The sequence below is a fragment of the Serratia sp. NPDC078593 genome (genome assembly GCF_050268245.1).
In the GTDB taxonomy this organism is placed as follows: domain Bacteria; phylum Pseudomonadota; class Gammaproteobacteria; order Enterobacterales; family Enterobacteriaceae; genus JBNNGK01.
In genome coordinates, this window is the sequence record NZ_JBNNGK010000001.1 from 285,699 (window position 1) to 301,867 (window position 16,169).

At 54.0% G+C, this 16,169-nt stretch carries 12 protein-coding genes; 8 read left to right on the forward strand and 4 right to left on the reverse strand.

Annotation, left to right across the window (positions count from 1 at the left end; translation table 11 throughout):
• Positions 1-27: 27 nt before the first annotated feature.
• Complete coding sequence (lptG, locus tag ACQKDS_RS01280) at positions 28-1,098, reverse strand: LPS export ABC transporter permease LptG (protein WP_399664501.1); 1,071 nt, start codon at positions 1,096-1,098, stop codon at positions 28-30.
• Positions 1,098-2,192 (reverse strand): LPS export ABC transporter permease LptF, encoded by a 1,095-nt coding sequence (lptF, locus tag ACQKDS_RS01285; RefSeq protein ID WP_399664498.1) that lies wholly within the window; start codon positions 2,190-2,192, stop codon positions 1,098-1,100. The genes lptG and lptF overlap by 1 nt, the downstream gene beginning before the upstream one ends.
• Positions 2,193-2,472: 280 nt before the next feature.
• On the opposite strand from lptF, the gene pepA reads away from it, so the two are divergent.
• The 3 genes from pepA to ACQKDS_RS01300 all read left to right on the forward strand — a co-directional run bounded on the left by pepA (position 2,473) and on the right by ACQKDS_RS01300 (position 7,485).
• Positions 2,473-3,984, forward strand: a complete 1,512-nt coding sequence (gene pepA, locus ACQKDS_RS01290; RefSeq protein ID WP_399664496.1) for a leucyl aminopeptidase — start codon at positions 2,473-2,475, stop codon at positions 3,982-3,984.
• Positions 3,985-4,142: 158 nt separating this feature from the next.
• Positions 4,143-4,595, forward strand: a complete 453-nt coding sequence (locus ACQKDS_RS01295; protein ID WP_399664493.1) for a DNA polymerase III subunit chi — start codon at positions 4,143-4,145, stop codon at positions 4,593-4,595.
• A 13-nt stretch (positions 4,596-4,608) separates the two neighbouring features.
• Complete coding sequence (locus tag ACQKDS_RS01300) at positions 4,609-7,485, forward strand: valine--tRNA ligase (RefSeq protein ID WP_399664490.1); 2,877 nt, start codon at positions 4,609-4,611, stop codon at positions 7,483-7,485.
• A gap of 423 nt (positions 7,486-7,908) precedes the next feature.
• Here ACQKDS_RS01300 and miaE read toward each other — a convergent pair whose 3' ends face one another.
• Positions 7,909-8,667 (reverse strand): tRNA isopentenyl-2-thiomethyl-A-37 hydroxylase MiaE, encoded by a 759-nt coding sequence (miaE, locus tag ACQKDS_RS01305; RefSeq protein WP_399664487.1) that lies wholly within the window; start codon positions 8,665-8,667, stop codon positions 7,909-7,911.
• Positions 8,668-8,723: 56 nt separating this feature from the next.
• Positions 8,724-9,155 carry a ribonuclease E inhibitor RraB gene (rraB, locus tag ACQKDS_RS01310; protein WP_259002633.1) on the reverse strand — a complete coding sequence of 144 codons (432 nt, stop codon included), beginning with the start codon at positions 9,153-9,155 and terminating at the stop codon, positions 8,724-8,726.
• A 163-nt stretch (positions 9,156-9,318) separates the two neighbouring features.
• On the opposite strand from rraB, the gene argF reads away from it, so the two are divergent.
• The 5 genes from argF to ACQKDS_RS01335 all read left to right on the forward strand — a co-directional run bounded on the left by argF (position 9,319) and on the right by ACQKDS_RS01335 (position 16,088).
• Entirely contained in the window at positions 9,319-10,338 is a 1,020-nt protein-coding gene (gene argF / locus ACQKDS_RS01315) for an ornithine carbamoyltransferase (protein ID WP_399664484.1), read from the forward strand.
• Positions 10,339-10,837: 499 nt separating this feature from the next.
• Positions 10,838-11,773: an aspartate carbamoyltransferase gene (pyrB, locus tag ACQKDS_RS01320; protein ID WP_399664481.1), complete on the forward strand. Its 936-nt coding sequence runs from the start codon at positions 10,838-10,840 to the stop codon at positions 11,771-11,773.
• A 12-nt stretch (positions 11,774-11,785) separates the two neighbouring features.
• A complete protein-coding gene (gene pyrI / locus ACQKDS_RS01325; protein WP_399664478.1) occupies positions 11,786-12,250 on the forward strand; it encodes an aspartate carbamoyltransferase regulatory subunit in 465 nt (154 codons plus the stop codon).
• Between the two features lie 264 nt (positions 12,251-12,514).
• Positions 12,515-12,901, forward strand: coding sequence for a 2-iminobutanoate/2-iminopropanoate deaminase (ridA, locus tag ACQKDS_RS01330; protein ID WP_399664475.1), 387 nt, complete (start codon positions 12,515-12,517; stop codon positions 12,899-12,901).
• 202 nt (positions 12,902-13,103) lie between these two features.
• Positions 13,104-16,088, forward strand: a complete 2,985-nt coding sequence (locus ACQKDS_RS01335; RefSeq protein ID WP_399664472.1) for an amino acid adenylation domain-containing protein — start codon at positions 13,104-13,106, stop codon at positions 16,086-16,088.
• Positions 16,089-16,169: the final 81 nt, after the last annotated feature.

Below are 16,169 nucleotides of genomic sequence, written 5' to 3' on the forward strand. Positions count from 1 at the left end.
CGATGAAAAGGGCCGCCACGGTAAAACTTATTTACGCTTCAACAGCATATACACGCTGATCAACAGGAACAACAGGCTCGGCAGCAAGGCACCCAGCGCCGGGGGCATGCTGTAAACCAGGCTCAACGGGCCGAAAATCTGGTCCATGACGTAAAACAGGAAACCGAAGCTGATGCCGGTCACCACGCGCATCCCCATCGGTACGCTGCGCAGCGGGCCAAAGATGAACGATAACGCCATCAACATCATCACCGCGACCGACAACGGCGAGAAAATCTTGCTCCACATGTTTAGCTGGTAACGGCTGGCTTCCTGGCCGCTCTGCTTTAAATAATTCACGTAGTTACGCAAGCCGCTGATCGATAAAGAATCGGGATCTAACGCTACCACACCGAGTTTATCCGGCGTCAGATTGGTTTTCCAAACCCCGGTCAAGGTCTGAGAGCCCACCACCCGTTTAGGGTTGGTCAGATCCGACGTATCGACCTGTGAAAGCTGCCATACGCCATCTTCAAAACTCGCAACCGCCGCGTAGCGCACCGTTTCCAGCCGACGCTGATCGTTAAAGTGGTAAATATTGACGCCAGACAGCTCTTTCTCACCCGCCACGCGCTCAATGTAGATAAAGTCGTTACCGTCTTTCGCCCACAGGCCATTTTTAGTGGAAAGCAGCGAACCGCCGTACATCTGCTGCGCACGGTAATTGCGCGCCATCTGCTCGCCCTCCGGCGCGACCCATTCGCCGATCGCCATGGTCAGCAACACGAGCGGGATGGCGGTTTTCATCACCGAACCGGCAATTTGCAAACGGGTGAAGCCCGAAGCCTGCATCACCACCAGTTCACTGCGCGTCGCCAACTGCCCCAGACCGAGCAATGCTCCCAGCAGCGCCGCCATCGGGAAGAAGATCTCGATATCTTTTGGCACGCTGAGCAACGTATAGACACCCGCGCCCAGTGCGCTATATTCGCCCTGGCCAACCTTACGCAACTGATCGACAAACTTGATGATGCCAGACAGCGACACCAGCATGAACAGCGTCATAATGATGGTGTTGAAGATAGTCTTACCGATATAACGGTCTAATACACCAAACATCAGGCGGCTCCTCTCAGGCGGACACGCAACTTACGCATTGGCACGGTATCCCACAGGTTCAACGCCAGCGCGATGAGGAAGTACACCGCGTTGACCAGCCAAATCCACAGCATCGGATCCAGCTTGCCTTTGCCCGCGTTGGAGCGCAGTGATGTCTGCAACAAGAAGAAAATCAGATACAGCAGGATCGCCGGCAGCATGCTCAATACCCGCCCTTGGCGCGGGTTCACCACACTCAGCGGCACCACCAATAACGCCATCAACACCACAGACATCACCAGCGTCAAACGCCAGTGGAATTCGGCACGGGCTTCTTGATCGTCAGAATTCCACAGCGAACTCATCGACATCTGCTCAACCTCGGTGTTAGCCATCGTCACCGCCCGATGGCCGACGACCGCTTTATAATCGAGGAAATCGGTAATACGAAAATCACGCAGCAACGCCGTGCCTTCAAAGCGGGTGCCTTTATCCAGCGTCACCACCTGCGAACCGTCTTTTAACTGGTTGATCTGGCCATGCTCTGCCACCACCACCGAAGGGCGTTGATTGCCGTTCGGCCGTAACTGTGCCAGGAACACGTCGTTGAAGGTATTCCCCTTGACGTTGCCGACAAACAGCACCGCGTTACCGTCTTGCGAGGGCTGGAACTGCCCTTCCGCCAAGCCGGCAATACTGGGGTTGGCCTTGGCCTCTGCAATCACCGCATCCTGGTGCGAAGACGCCCATGGCCCAACCCAGAAAACGTTCGCCGCAGCAAGCAGTGCCGTCATTAACGCCAGCACCATGGCAGCGATGATCAGGGTACGTTTACCCAAGCCACACGCATGCATGACGGTGATTTCACTTTCGGTATACAACCGCCCAAGCGTCATCAACAAGCCAAGAAACAGGCTCAAGGGAAGGATCAGCTGCGCCATCTTCGGCACACCCAATGCGAGCAGAGATAATACTAAATTTGTCGGGACATCGCCGTCCACCGCGTTCCCCAACACCTTGACCAAATTCTGACAAAAGAAGATCAGGAGCAGGATGAACAGGATCGCGATTTGGCTCTTGAGCGTTTCCCGTACTAGATATCTAATGATGATCACGCTTATTACGCCTGTGAAAACTTGTCTTTTTGCAGGAAAATCGATAGTTTCTTCGCTAATCCGCCATTTATTCTCATCATATGGCAACCTTCACAGCTAAAATAGTATTAGAACATCAAGCCGTTTGGGTGCCCTATAGGAACAAACCTATAGTCGCCAAAACATATAATTACGCCGTTCAGGTTAACATAAGTTAGTTAACTCATTGGCGGGAGATCGTTACGGAGTTGGTTATTCTAGCCGTAGCGTCCGCCTTTGTCTTTAAGATTCAGGAGAGTGCATGGAGTTCAGTGTAAAAAGCGGTAGCCCGGAAAAACAGCGCAGTGCCTGTATTGTAGTCGGCGTTTTCGAACCTCGCCGCTTATCCCCTATCGCAGAACAACTCGACAAAATCAGTGATGGTTATATCAGTGCTTTGTTGCGCCGTGGTGAACTGGAGGGCAAAGTCGGCCAAACGCTGCTGCTGCACCATGTGCCTAACATTCTCTCCGAACGCATCTTGTTGATCGGCTGTGGCAAAGAGCGCGAGCTCGATGAGCGCCAGTACAAACAAGTGATTCAAAAAACCATCAACACCCTCAATGATACCGGTTCGATGGAAGCGGTATGCTTCTTGACCGAGCTGCACGTCAAAGGCCGCAATACCTATTGGAAGGTGCGTCAGGCGGTGGAAACCGCCAAAGAAACGCTCTACACCTTCGATCAGTTGAAAAGCAACAAGGTGGAGCCGCGCCGTCCATTACGTAAGATGGTATTCAACGTGCCGACCCGCCGCGAACTGACCAGCGGTGAGCGCGCCATCCAACACGGTTTGGCGATCGCATCCGGTATCAAAGCCGCGAAAGATCTCGGCAATATGCCGCCTAATATCTGTAACGCCGGTTATCTGGCGTCGCAGGCGCGTCAACTGGCGGATGCCTTCAGCACCAATATCACCACCCGCGTCATCGGCGAACAGCAGATGAAAGAGCTGGGCATGAACGCCTATTTGGCCGTCGGTGCCGGTTCGCAAAACGAATCATTGATGTCGGTGATGGAATATAAAGGCAATCCTAACCCGGACGCTAAGCCTATCGTGCTGGTAGGTAAAGGCCTGACCTTCGACTCCGGCGGTATTTCGATCAAACCGGCCGACGGCATGGATGAGATGAAGTACGACATGTGCGGTGCCGCGACGGTCTACGGGGTGATGCGCGTGGTGGCAGAACTGAATCTGCCCCTCAACGTCATCGGCGTGCTGGCAGGGTGTGAAAATATGCCGGGTGGGCGCGCCTATCGCCCAGGCGACGTGTTGACCACCATGTCCGGCCAAACGGTGGAAGTGCTCAATACCGACGCCGAAGGCCGTCTGGTGCTGTGCGATACCCTAACCTACGTCGAACGCTTCGAGCCCGAGTTGGTGATTGATATCGCTACGCTGACCGGAGCATGCGTTATTGCGCTGGGCCATCACCTCACCGGGCTGATGTCCAACCACAATCCGTTAGCCCACGAGCTGATTGGCGCGTCTGAACAGGCGGGTGACCGCGCGTGGCGGCTGCCGATAGCGGACGAATTCTACGAGCAGTTGGACAGCAACTTCGCCGATATGGCCAATGTGGGCGGCCGTCCGGGCGGCGCGATTACCGCCGCATGCTTCCTGTCACGCTTTACCCGCAAGTACAGCTGGGCGCACCTGGATATTGCCGGCACCGCATGGCGTTCAGGCAAAGCCAAAGGCGCAACTGGCCGTCCGGTGGCCTTGCTGTCGCAGTTCTTGCTGAACCGTGCGGGGCTAAACGGCGACGATTAAGCTACCCTTCATCGTTCAAGCCGCAGCGCTGGCTGCAACTTGCAACCTATTGGGTATATAATCCTCACAGCAGCGAAGGGGTAGCGTTAACTACTCCGTCCCAAAAGGGCGCAACCAACACGTTGTGCCCTGTTTTTTTATCGGCCGCGGTGAATCAGATGACTAAACAGGCAACGTTCTATCTTCTCGACCACGCAGAACCGGCGGGCGCACTCAGCGCGCATGAGGCCGTTGCCTGCGCCGTTGCTGCCGAGCGTTGGCGCGCCGGCAAGCGGGTGTTGATTGCCTGTGAAAATCAGGAGCAAGCACAGCGGCTAGATGAAGCGCTGTGGCAACGTGAACCGCATCAGTTTGTACCGCATAACCTAGCGGGCGAAGGGCCACACTATGGCTCACCGGTCGAACTGTGTTGGCCCGGTAAACGCGGAAACTCACCGCGCGATCTGCTGATCGCCCTGCTGCCACAGTTTGCAGATTTTGCTACTGCTTTCCATGAAGTGGTAGACTTCGTCCCTTATGAAGAAACCTTAAAACAGTTGGCGCGCGACCGCTATAAAGCCTATCGCAGCGTCGGCTTCCACTTGACCACGGCAACGCCGCCAACTAACTGAATTGCAAAATAAAATGGAAAAGACAAACAGTCAGCTCGACACCGCTTATGATCCAACCCAGATCGAACAGAAGCTGTACGACCATTGGGAAAGCCAGGGTTACTTCAAACCGAACGGCGATACCAGCCAGGAAAGCTTCTGCATCATGATCCCGCCGCCGAACGTTACCGGCAGCCTGCATATGGGTCACGCTTTCCAGCAAACCATCATGGATACCATGATCCGCTATCAGCGTATGCAGGGTAAAAACACCCTGTGGCAAGCGGGCACCGATCACGCGGGTATCGCGACGCAAATGGTGGTTGAGCGTAAAATCGCCGCGGAAGAAGGCAAAACGCGCCACGACTACGGCCGCGATGCGTTCATCGATAAAATCTGGCAGTGGAAGGCCGAATCCGGCGGGACGATCACCCGTCAGATGCGCCGTCTGGGCAACTCCGTAGACTGGGAGCGTGAGCGCTTCACGATGGACGATGGCCTGTCCAACGCGGTGAAAGAAGTGTTTGTGCGCCTATACAACGAAGATCTGATCTATCGCGGCAAACGTCTGGTGAACTGGGATCCGAAACTGCGCACTGCTATTTCCGATCTGGAAGTGGAAAACCGCGAGTCCAAAGGTTCCATGTGGCACCTGCGCTATCCGCTGGCCGATGGGGCGAAAACGGCAGAAGGTAAAGACCACCTGATCGTGGCCACCACCCGCCCGGAAACCGTGCTGGGTGACACCGGCGTGGCGGTTAACCCGGAAGATCCGCGTTACAAAGATCTGATTGGCAAAGAGATCATTCTGCCGCTGGTCGGCCGCCGTATCCGCATCGTCGGCGATGAACACGCCGACATGGAAAAAGGCACCGGCTGCGTGAAGATCACGCCAGCGCATGACTTCAATGACTATGAAGTGGGCAAACGCCATGGCCTGCCGATGATCAACATTCTGACTTTCGACGGCGATATTCGTCAGGAAGCCGAAGTGTTCGATACGCTGGGTGAAGCCAGCACCGCATACAGCAACGACATCCCCGCCCAGTTCCGTGGCCTGGAGCGCTTCGCCGCACGTAAAGCGGTGGTTGCCGCCTTCGACGAACTCGGCCTGCTGGACGAAATCAAACCGCACGACCTGACCGTCCCTTATGGCGATCGCGGCGGCGTGGTCATCGAGCCGATGTTAACCGACCAATGGTACGTGCGCACTGCACCGCTGGCTAAAGTAGCGGTAGAAGCGGTTGAGCAAGGCGACATTCAGTTCGTGCCAAAACAGTACGAAAATATGTACTTCAGCTGGATGCGTGACATTCAGGATTGGTGTATCTCTCGCCAACTGTGGTGGGGCCATCGCATTCCCGCTTGGTATGACGCCAACGGTAAAGTGTACGTCGGCCGTACCGAAGAAGAAGTGCGTCGCGAAAATAACCTGGGTGCAGACGTTGCGCTGAGCCAAGACGAAGACGTGTTGGATACCTGGTTCTCATCCGGCCTGTGGACCTTCTCGACCCTGGGCTGGCCAGAACAGACCGACGCGCTCAAAACCTTCCACCCAACCAGCGTGATGGTCAGTGGCTTCGACATCATTTTCTTCTGGATTGCGCGCATGATCATGCTGACCATGCACTTTATCAAAGATGAAAATGGCAAACCGCAGGTGCCGTTCCACACCGTCTACATGACCGGTTTGATCCGTGACGACGAAGGGCAGAAGATGTCCAAATCCAAGGGTAACGTGATTGACCCGCTGGATATGGTCGACGGTATCTCGCTGGAAGACCTGCTGGAAAAACGCACCGGCAACATGATGCAGCCGCAACTGGCGGAAAAAATCCGCAAGCGTACCGAGAAACAATTCCCGAACGGCATCGAACCGCACGGTACCGACGCCCTGCGCTTTACCTTGGCGGCGCTGGCCTCGACCGGCCGCGACATCAACTGGGATATGAAGCGCTTGGAAGGTTACCGCAACTTCTGTAACAAGCTGTGGAACGCCAGCCGTTTCGTGCTGATGAACGCCGAAACGCAAGATTGCGGCTTTAACGGCGGCGAAAAACAGTTGTCGCTGGCAGACCGTTGGATCTTGGCTGAATTTAACCGCACGGTGAAAGCCTACCGCGAAGCGCTGGACACCTATCGCTTCGACATTGCGGCGAATATTCTGTACGAATTCACCTGGAACCAGTTCTGCGACTGGTATCTGGAACTGACCAAACCGATCGTCAGCAACGGCAGCGAAGCGGAACAGCGTGGCACTCGTCATACGCTGATCACCGTGCTGGAAGCGCTGCTGCGTCTGGCACACCCGATCATTCCGTTTATCACCGAAACCATTTGGCAGCGTGTTAAGCAGATTAAAGGCATCACTGACGATACCATCATGCTGCAACCGTTCCCGGCTTACGACGCCGCGTTGGAAGATACGCAGGCATTGGCGGACCTGGAATGGATCAAGCAGGCGATCACCGCGGTGCGTAATATTCGTGCCGAAATGAACATTGCGCCGAGCAAGCAGTTGGACGTGTTACTGCGTAACGCGAATGGTGACGCACAGCGCCGCGTGCAGGAAAACCAAAGCTTTATCCAAAAGCTGGCACGTCTGCAATCCCTCACGCTGCTGCCCGCGGGCGAGAAAGGCCCGGTATCCGTCACCAAGTTGGTGGACGGCGCCGAGTTGCTGATCCCGATGGCCGGCTTTATCGATAAAGACGCTGAGCTTGCACGTCTGGCGAAGGAGATGGCTAAACTGGACGGTGAAATCGCCGCGATCGAAGGCAAGCTGGCTAACGAAGGCTTTGTGGCACGTGCACCGGAAGCGGTAGTTGCCAAAGAGCGCGATCGTCTGGCCGCCTGCCAAGAAGGCAAAGTGAAACTGCAAGAACAGCAGGCGACCATCGCCGCGCTGTGATGTGGTGGGCGCGGCATGCCGCGCCCCTACGTTGAACGTATGGTGTAACCACCCGCCCCCGCCGCTGGCTGCAGCGGCGTCATTATGTTGACCACACCCGCCGCCAAAAATCACGCAACCCGTAGCAACAACGTCATTATATTAACGACACCTACCCCCAACATGTAGGGGCGTAGCATGCTGCGCCCACGGTAAGCGATAGCCTGCGTCCTGAACCATTCACAAAAGCCGGAAATGCAACGTCAGTATACTGGCCGCACCCGCTGCTAACCTGTAGGGGCGTAGCATGCTGCGCCCATTAAATATAATTGGTGTCACTGCATACCCTTTTTCTTTCCCCCGCGTATCCAACATGAATTATCAATAAGTTACGACAAGCGTTAAAAAAAGGGTGAATCAGATATAAAGAGATTAAACGAGGTTTCAGGCGGGTACGCCGCTGTGAAAACGCAACTCGCTGTCCGGTGACTGGATCAGCGCGGCTTCGATACGGCCGAAATGCGCCACACGATCGCTGATGTCCCCCCCCGCGATCTGTTCCGCCAGCGACAGATAATCTTGATAGTGCCGCGCTTCCGAACGCAGCAGCGACACGTAAAAGCGGTTCAACTCATCATCTAAATGCGGTGCCAATTTGGCAAAACGTTCACACGAGCGCGCTTCGATATAGGCTCCACAGATCAGTTTGTCGACCAACGTGACCGGATCGTGGGTGCGCACCTCGCGGATCATCCCTTTGGCATAACGGCTCGCGGTGATCTTTTTATACGCGATACCCCGCGACTGCATGATCTCAAGCACCTGCGAGAAGTGGTGCAATTCCTCTTTGATCAACAGCACCATTTTATCCAACAGCTCCTGCCCATAAGCCGAACCGTTTTTCGGTAAAATTTTCTTGGTGAATTGGCTCTGCTGAAACAGCGCTTCCGGCATCGCCTGCGACTCATGCACGAACGCCTCGTAAGGCCTGAGCAGCGCAAGTAATGCATCGCCACTCTCTTTATCTGCCACATAGCGTCGAATCAGCCACATACCGGTCTGGGCGGCTTTCAGCTCGCACACCAAGTGATCGGTCAGTAGCAACGGCAGGTTTTCCTGCCGCCGTGCGGTCGCGATCCAAGCATCGGGGGTTTCACAATGTAGGAAACGTAAAATGGGGGATAATAGTGATTGGTAAGTCATGTCAGCTTATCAAGGCCGGCTGGCACCGGCCCAAAGAATGGGGTTAGCAATAAGAATTAGTGGCGTTTACCGTCGTCGTCTTCGTCGATGAATTCGCCATCTTCGTCGTCTTCGTCGTCACCGTCTTCGCCGTTCGGATCTTCGTAGTAGGTGCCCCAACCGTCGTAGTTCACACCACATTTTTCCGCTAAGGCCACCAGTTGCTCTACCTGCGTGTCGATCACCTCTGCGTTCAGCCCCACTTCACTGATCACATCACAACACATCAGCAGCGAGCCATCTTCCACTTCCAGCTCTTCCGCATCGGTCACTTCGTAGCCCAATTTGAAAGCTTCAACCGCCGCCTGCTCCAAGACTTCGAACTTTTCGGCAGAGAAATGGTGCTCAATAGTGTAGAGCGCATCCGGATCGCTGCCGTCTTCCAGCAGTTCTTCGATGATCAGACGGGTTTCTTCACGTTGTTCTTCCAGCAATTCGCGATTTGCCATGTCTCTATCCTCAATAAATGGCTTTCATTACTTCTATTTTCACACACCGCCGTCGCCACTGCTACGTTAAACAGCAAAGATTTCTACCTTGGGGTTGAATTTGAATATTCATACATATAAAGTGAATTTAAATTCAAATAAAGAACATCAAGGATACCCGACAATGAGCACGATGAATCCGTTCTATAAACGTCATTTCCTGAAGTTATCGGATTTCACGCCAGCGGAGATCCATGCCCTGCTGGCATTAGCCGCCAGCTTGAAACAAGCGAAGCAATGCGGCACAGAAACCCGCCATTTACAGGGTAAAAACATCGCGCTCATCTTCGAAAAAGATTCGACCCGCACCCGGTGCTCTTTCGAAGTTGCCGCTTTCGACCAAGGCGCGCAGGTCACTTACCTTGGCCCAAGCGGCAGCCAAATCGGCCATAAAGAATCAATGAAAGATACCGCGCGGGTGCTTGGCCGGATGTATGACGGCATTCAATACCGTGGTTACGGCCAGTCGTTGGTCGAAACTTTGGCAGAGTATGCAGGTGTGCCGGTGTGGAACGGTTTGACCGACGAGTTCCACCCAACGCAACTGCTCGCCGACTTACTGACCGTGCAGGAACACTTGCCAGACACGCCGCTGTCGGCGGTGAAATTTGCCTATATCGGTGATGCGCGCAATAACATGGGTAACACCTTGCTGGAAGCGGCAGCGTTAGTGGGGATGGATCTGCGCCTGGTAGCGCCAAAAGCCTGCTGGCCGCAGCCGGAGCTGGTCGCGCAATGCCAACAGCTCGCTCAGCAGACCGGGGGGAAAATTACCCTGACCGAAGACATCGCCGAAGGCGTACAGGATGCCGATTTCCTCTATACCGACGTATGGGTGTCTATGGGCGAGCCGAAAGCGGTATGGCAAGAACGGATCGCCTTGCTAAAACCGTATCAGGTCAACATGGCGATGCTGCAACAAACCGGCAATCCAAACGTTAAGTTCCTACACTGTCTGCCCGCCTTTCATGACGATCAAACCGTGCTGGGTAAACAGATGGCGGAGCAATACGGCCTGCATGGTGGGATGGAAGTTACCGACGAGGTGTTCGAATCGGCGCACAGCGTGGTGTTCGATCAGGCCGAAAACCGCCTGCATACCATCAAGGCGGTGATGGTCGCAACGCTGAGCCGCACACTTTAACCCCGTCAGGCGACCGTTTATCCATCTGGCTTATCGCCCCCTCGCGGGGAAGCGGCCAAACCTATCACGCGCAGAGGCGCAAAAAACATTGCCGGGGCGCGTCACGCACAGGCAATGGGGGGCGGAGTTCAGCCCGCTCCCCACCTCATCTTCCCAACGTTATCCCGGCGGTTTCACGTTATCGGCCTTCACGTTGCTCTCAGGGATAATTACCGTGAAGGGACACCAGCCAATCGGTTGCTTACTGACAAAAATCTGCGTTTTAGCGCTTGCAGTAGCGAAAAGCACGCGTATAATTCGCGGCAATTTGCCAGGAGAAAGCATGAAAAACGCCGTTAGTTTTGTTCATCACATGCGACAACACGCACTGCCTAATGGCAGCCAAATGCCGTTGTTTCTCCTGTTGCTAAACCGATCGTATTAAGCCCCTCATTGAGGGGCTTTTTTTTGCCTAAACAACATGTCCCGCGTCACGGGCATGCGTCGTGGAGAGTGAAAAATGGCCAACCCGCTGTATCACAAACATATCATCTCTATTAACGATCTCGGCCGCGAGGAGTTGGAATTGGTGCTGCGTACCGCCGCGAGCCTGAAAGCCCATCCTCAACCAGAATTGTTGAAGCATAAAGTGATCGCCAGTTGCTTCTTTGAGGCCTCAACGCGCACGCGCCTGTCGTTTGAAACCGCCATTCAGCGCCTCGGCGCATCCGTGGTCGGCTTCTCAGACAGCAGTAACACCTCTCTCGGTAAAAAAGGCGAAACGCTGGCCGATACCATCTCGGTGATCGGCACCTATGTGGATGCCATCGTGATGCGTCATCCGCAAGAAGGCGCGTCGCGTCTAGCTTCTGAGTTCTCTGGCGGAATACCGGTGCTCAACGCGGGCGACGGTGCCAACCAACACCCCACCCAAACGCTGCTGGATTTGTTCACCATTCAGGAAACCCAAGGCCGTTTGAGCAATATCAACATCGCGATGGTCGGCGATCTGAAATATGGCCGCACCGTGCACTCGCTGACCCAGGCGCTGGCTAAATTTGACGGTAATCGATTCTTCTTCATCGCGCCGGACGCGCTAGCTATGCCAGCCTACATTTTGCAAATGCTGGAAGAAAAAGGCATTCAGTACAGCCTGCATAACAGCATTGAAGAGGTGGTGCCGGAGCTGGATATTCTCTACATGACCCGGGTACAGAAAGAGCGCCTCGATCCTTCCGAATACGCCAATGTTAAAGCGCAATTTGTGCTGCGCGCGGCGGATCTGCATCACGCACGTGACAACCTGAAGGTGCTGCACCCGCTACCGCGCATCGATGAGATCACCATTGATGTTGATAAAACGCCTTACGCGTACTACTTCCAACAGGCGGGGAATGGCATCTTCGCCCGTCAGGCGCTGCTGGCGCTGGTATTGAACGCAGAATTGGATCTTTAAGGGGGAATGACGATGACGCACGATAACAAACTCCAGGTTGAAGCTATTAAATGCGGCACGGTGATTGACCATATCCCGGCGCAAATCGGTTTTAAATTGCTGACGCTGTTCAAACTGACCGCGACCGATCAGCGCATCACCATCGGCCTGAATTTGCCTTCCAAGGCGCTTGGCCACAAAGATTTGATTAAGATTGAGAACACCTTTCTGACTGAGCAACAGGCTAACCAACTGGCCATGTACGCGCCGAATGCCACCGTCAACCGTATCGACAATTACGACGTGGTGCGCAAACTGACGCTCAGCCTGCCAGATCAAATTGATGGCGTGCTCACCTGCCCGAACGGGAACTGTATCAGCCGCAGCGAACCGGTATCCTCTCGCTTTAGCGTGAAAGCGCGCGCCGATGAGGTACACCTGAAATGCCACTACTGCGAGAAAGAGTTCGATCATCGGGTGGTATTACAGGCAGACTAGCCTGCCAGCACGCTCGGTAACCTGGAGTCAAAACAGACATACCGCTGGGGGAAACGGCGTGAAGTGCCGCCCCCACGCTGCGCCGCCTTGTATTCAATGCGCACACGCAATTTTACATTTTGCCAAGTATGGCGCTGTTCATCTGCGTGTGACCCCCTATAATGGATTGTTTGAAAATAATTACCCACGTTGCTACCCGGTGAATTTTACGCCGCAGCCCTTTATACCGCGGCCTGAAAGGCGCAGGGTCTATCAGGAGGAAACATGTCACGTACTATCAGCACTGAACTCGCCCCGGCAGCCATTGGTCCTTACGTGCAGGGCGTTGACTTGGGCAGCATGATCATCACCTCGGGTCAAATTCCGGTTAACCCTAAAACGGGTGCCGTTGCCGACGATATTTCCGCACAGGCGCGCCAATCATTGGAAAACGTTAAAGCGATTGTCGAAGCCGCTGGCCTGAAAGTCGCCGACATCGTTAAGACCACGGTTTTCGTTAAGGATTTGGGCGATTTCGCTACCGTCAACGCCGTTTATGAAACCTTCTTCAGCGAGCATAGCGCTCCCTTCCCGGCGCGTTCTTGCGTTGAAGTCGCACGTCTGCCAAAAGACGTGAAAATCGAAATCGAAGCCATCGCCGTGCGCCGTTAATCTTCGCGCATGACAGGAACGGTCAGCCACGGCTGGCCGTTTTCCTTTTAAGAATATTATTATTTGATTAAATTCAATCAGTAATGAGAACACGTTTTTATTTTTAAACCCATAATTAAATTACGTCTATAATTATTGTCGTCCGGCCGGGCTTTATTCTCTTCGCATTTTCTTATGCAAAAAATTCAGTTAGGAGAAAACCATGGCTAATAACGTATTGGATGCTTTTATCCAACAGGTGTCCTATTCCCCGCATCACCCCGCAATCGTTGATAAACATAATACTATCAACTACCAACAAGTCGATCGGGACAGCGATCGGTTATGTGCCTTACTACAGCAAAAAGGTATTGGCCCAGGCTGTTATGTTCCACTGATCGCCCAGCGCACCCCCCAGTATATTATTGGCCTGCTCGCGATCGTCAAAACGGGTGCCAGTTATATTCCTATTGATGCAGGTTATCCTGAAAAAAGAATAAGCGATATTGTTGCGCAAAGTCATTCGCCATTAATATTATTTAGCAATAAATCTATTAACAAGAACATTAATAATCATTCAGAAGAAATTATTAGCGTTGATGAGATTTCATCTATTGAAACCGCCGACAGGCAACCCATTCATCTTTCAGCCAATGCGGTCGCATATGTTATTTTCACCTCTGGCACCACCGGTAAGCCTAAAGGCGTAGAGATTGAGCATCATTCGCTGTGGAATATTATTGATTGGCATAATCGACAATTCGCCATGCAGGCGGATTGCCGCTCAAGTTTGATTGCCGGTATCGGCTTTGACGTCGCGCAATGGGAAATTTGGTCGGTGCTAACCAGCGGCGCAACGCTGTATTTGCCCGAAGAAGAGCAGCGCTTACAACCTGCTGCCTTGCTGGATTTCTTTGCCGCCAAGCAGCTTACGCATGCTTTTGTGCCGACGGTGCTGGTGCCTGATATTGTCAGCTTGCCACAGCCCAGCAACCTGGCGCTGCGTTACCTGTTTACCGCCGGTGAAAAGCTGGCACCGGTGGATTTAACGGCGCTGCGCTGCCCGCTGATCGATTATTACGGCCCAACCGAAGCGACCATTTTTGCCACCTGGAACCGGGTGAGCAGTGCCACACCCGCATCGGAGGCAACGATTGGTCATCCGGTGGCTGACACGGAAATATTTATTCTGGACGAACAACTGCAACCGGTGCGTGGCGATCAGCCGGGCGAACTGTTCATCAGCGGGCGCTGTTTGGCACGCGGTTATCTGCATAATCCGCAGCTTAGCGCAGAAAAATTCCTGCAACCGCCTCAGTTTGATGGCAAACGGCTCTACCGCAGCGGCGACCGCGCACGTTGGCTGCCTGACGGGCGCATCCAATTTCTTGGCCGGTTGGACGATCAAATCAAGATCCGCGGTAATCGCGTCGAACTGGGGGAAATAGACAGTGTGATCCGGCAAGTCGCGGGGGTAAAAAATGCAGTGACGGTTATCACCGAACCTGAAAATGCCATCGATAAAAAGATCGTTGCTTTCCTGGTCGCCGCAGATGGCGATCCCACTTTACTCAATCGCGTAAAATCACAGTTAAAAAACACGCTGCCCGCTTACTTTCTCCCCTCAGACTATTCACTCCTCTCGCGGCTCCCCATCAATGCGAACGGTAAAACGGATAAAGCGGCACTATTGGCCGATTATGTCGTCACTCAGCCGAGCACCGATGGCGTACCGCTTGATGAACCGCAAGAAAAACTCGCCGCGATATGGCGCGATCTGCTGGGGCTGCAACAGATCGGCGCTGATGACAACTTCTTTGATATTGGCGGTCATTCCCTGTTAGCCGCAAAATTAGCCACCGCCATCGCCGAACAGCTTGGGCTAAAAGCCTATGTGCGCGATATTTATGACTACCCCACCGTCGCCGCGCTAACGCAGGCGCTGGCGGAACGCGCCGGCCATGCGCAACCCAAGGTGGACAGCGAACCGGTGCGTGCCTTGCAAGACGATGTTTACCTTCCTGCCGACGTACACATCAACCCACAGTTCGATCCGCGCCAGCTCAGCCATCCGCGCGCAATCCTGCTGACCGGTGCCTCCGGTTTTGTCGGTTCCCATCTGTTAGCAGAACTGCTATCCACCGGTCAGGCGGCTATTTACTGCCTGGTGCGCAGCCCGACCGCTGAGCTTGCCCAATCACGCCTGGATGATGTTTTACAGCGTTACCACATCCCCCTGAGCGCCGAGCAACGCAGCAGAGTGCATCTGGTGCCCGGTAACCTGGCAGAACATCACTTCGGTTTGAACGAGGCGCAATATCAGGCGCTCAGCCAGCAGATTGATTGCATTTATCACTCAGCCAGCGCGGTGAACTTCATCCAGCCGTATTCGTATATGAAGCGCGATAACGTGCAGGGCTTGAGCGAAGTCATTCGTTTTGCTGCCCACCAACGAACCAAACCGTTACTGTTGCTCTCTACGATCTCCGTCTACAGCTGGGGGCATTTACATACCGGTAAAGAAGTGATGTTAGAGAGCGATGACATCGATCAGAACCTGCCCGCAGTCATTACTGATATTGGTTACGTACGCAGCAAATGGGTCATGGAGAAAATTGCCGATCTGGCCGCGCAACAAGGGCTGCCGCTGATGACATTTCGCTTAGGCTATGCCACCAGCCACAGCCAAACCGGCGTCAGCGCCAGTTATCAATGGTGGGGGCGATTAGTCTCAACCTGTCTGCGTAGTGGCACCGTACCTGACCTGCGCAATTTACGCGAAGGGTTGACGACCGTGGACTACATGACGCGCGCGATTGCTCACATCAGCCGCAACCCACAGGCACTCGGGCAAAAATTTAATCTGATCCATGAGCGGCACAACAACCTGACGCTGAAGCAGTTTTTCCAACGGCTTGAGCAATATTTTGGCTATCAGTTCCAATGGATGCCGTTCCATGAATGGCGCGCCCAATGGGAACACGACAAAGACGCGCCCTTGTATCCGTTACTCAGCCTGTTCCGCGATAACATGGTCAATGGCCAATCGACGGTAGAGCTGTATCAAGATACCTATCAGTGGGATTGTCGCAACGTGAAGCAGTTTCTGGCCGGTAGCGGTATTGAGGAACCCCGTTTCACCCAGCAGGAATTGGTGAATTATCTAACAAATTCAATAGGGCATGTTCCGTCCTCAGTGCCTGCATAATAGTTTTAGGGGCCGCGTAAGGCTCACCATACAGGCAACTCGTCCGTTTTATCTTGGGGCGAAAACGCTCGCCCCAAGCTG

Excerpts from the sequence above, each read along its gene's own strand:
- rraB (WP_259002633.1), bottom strand. The coding sequence starts at position 9,155 with ATGGCAAATCGCGAATTGCTGGAAGAACAACGTGAAGAAACCCGTCTG.
- ACQKDS_RS01300 (WP_399664490.1), top strand. The coding sequence starts at position 4,609 with ATGGAAAAGACAAACAGTCAGCTCGACACCGCTTATGATCCAACCCAG.
- ACQKDS_RS01295 (WP_399664493.1), top strand. The coding sequence starts at position 4,143 with ATGACTAAACAGGCAACGTTCTATCTTCTCGACCACGCAGAACCGGCG.
- ACQKDS_RS01335 (WP_399664472.1), top strand. The coding sequence starts at position 13,104 with ATGGCTAATAACGTATTGGATGCTTTTATCCAACAGGTGTCCTATTCC.
- lptG (WP_399664501.1), bottom strand. The coding sequence starts at position 1,098 with ATGTTTGGTGTATTAGACCGTTATATCGGTAAGACTATCTTCAACACC.
- pyrI (WP_399664478.1), top strand. The coding sequence starts at position 11,786 with ATGACGCACGATAACAAACTCCAGGTTGAAGCTATTAAATGCGGCACG.
- argF (WP_399664484.1), top strand. The coding sequence starts at position 9,319 with ATGAGCACGATGAATCCGTTCTATAAACGTCATTTCCTGAAGTTATCG.
- ridA (WP_399664475.1), top strand. The coding sequence starts at position 12,515 with ATGTCACGTACTATCAGCACTGAACTCGCCCCGGCAGCCATTGGTCCT.
- pepA (WP_399664496.1), top strand. The coding sequence starts at position 2,473 with ATGGAGTTCAGTGTAAAAAGCGGTAGCCCGGAAAAACAGCGCAGTGCC.
- pyrB (WP_399664481.1), top strand. The coding sequence starts at position 10,838 with ATGGCCAACCCGCTGTATCACAAACATATCATCTCTATTAACGATCTC.
- miaE (WP_399664487.1), bottom strand. The coding sequence starts at position 8,667 with ATGACTTACCAATCACTATTATCCCCCATTTTACGTTTCCTACATTGT.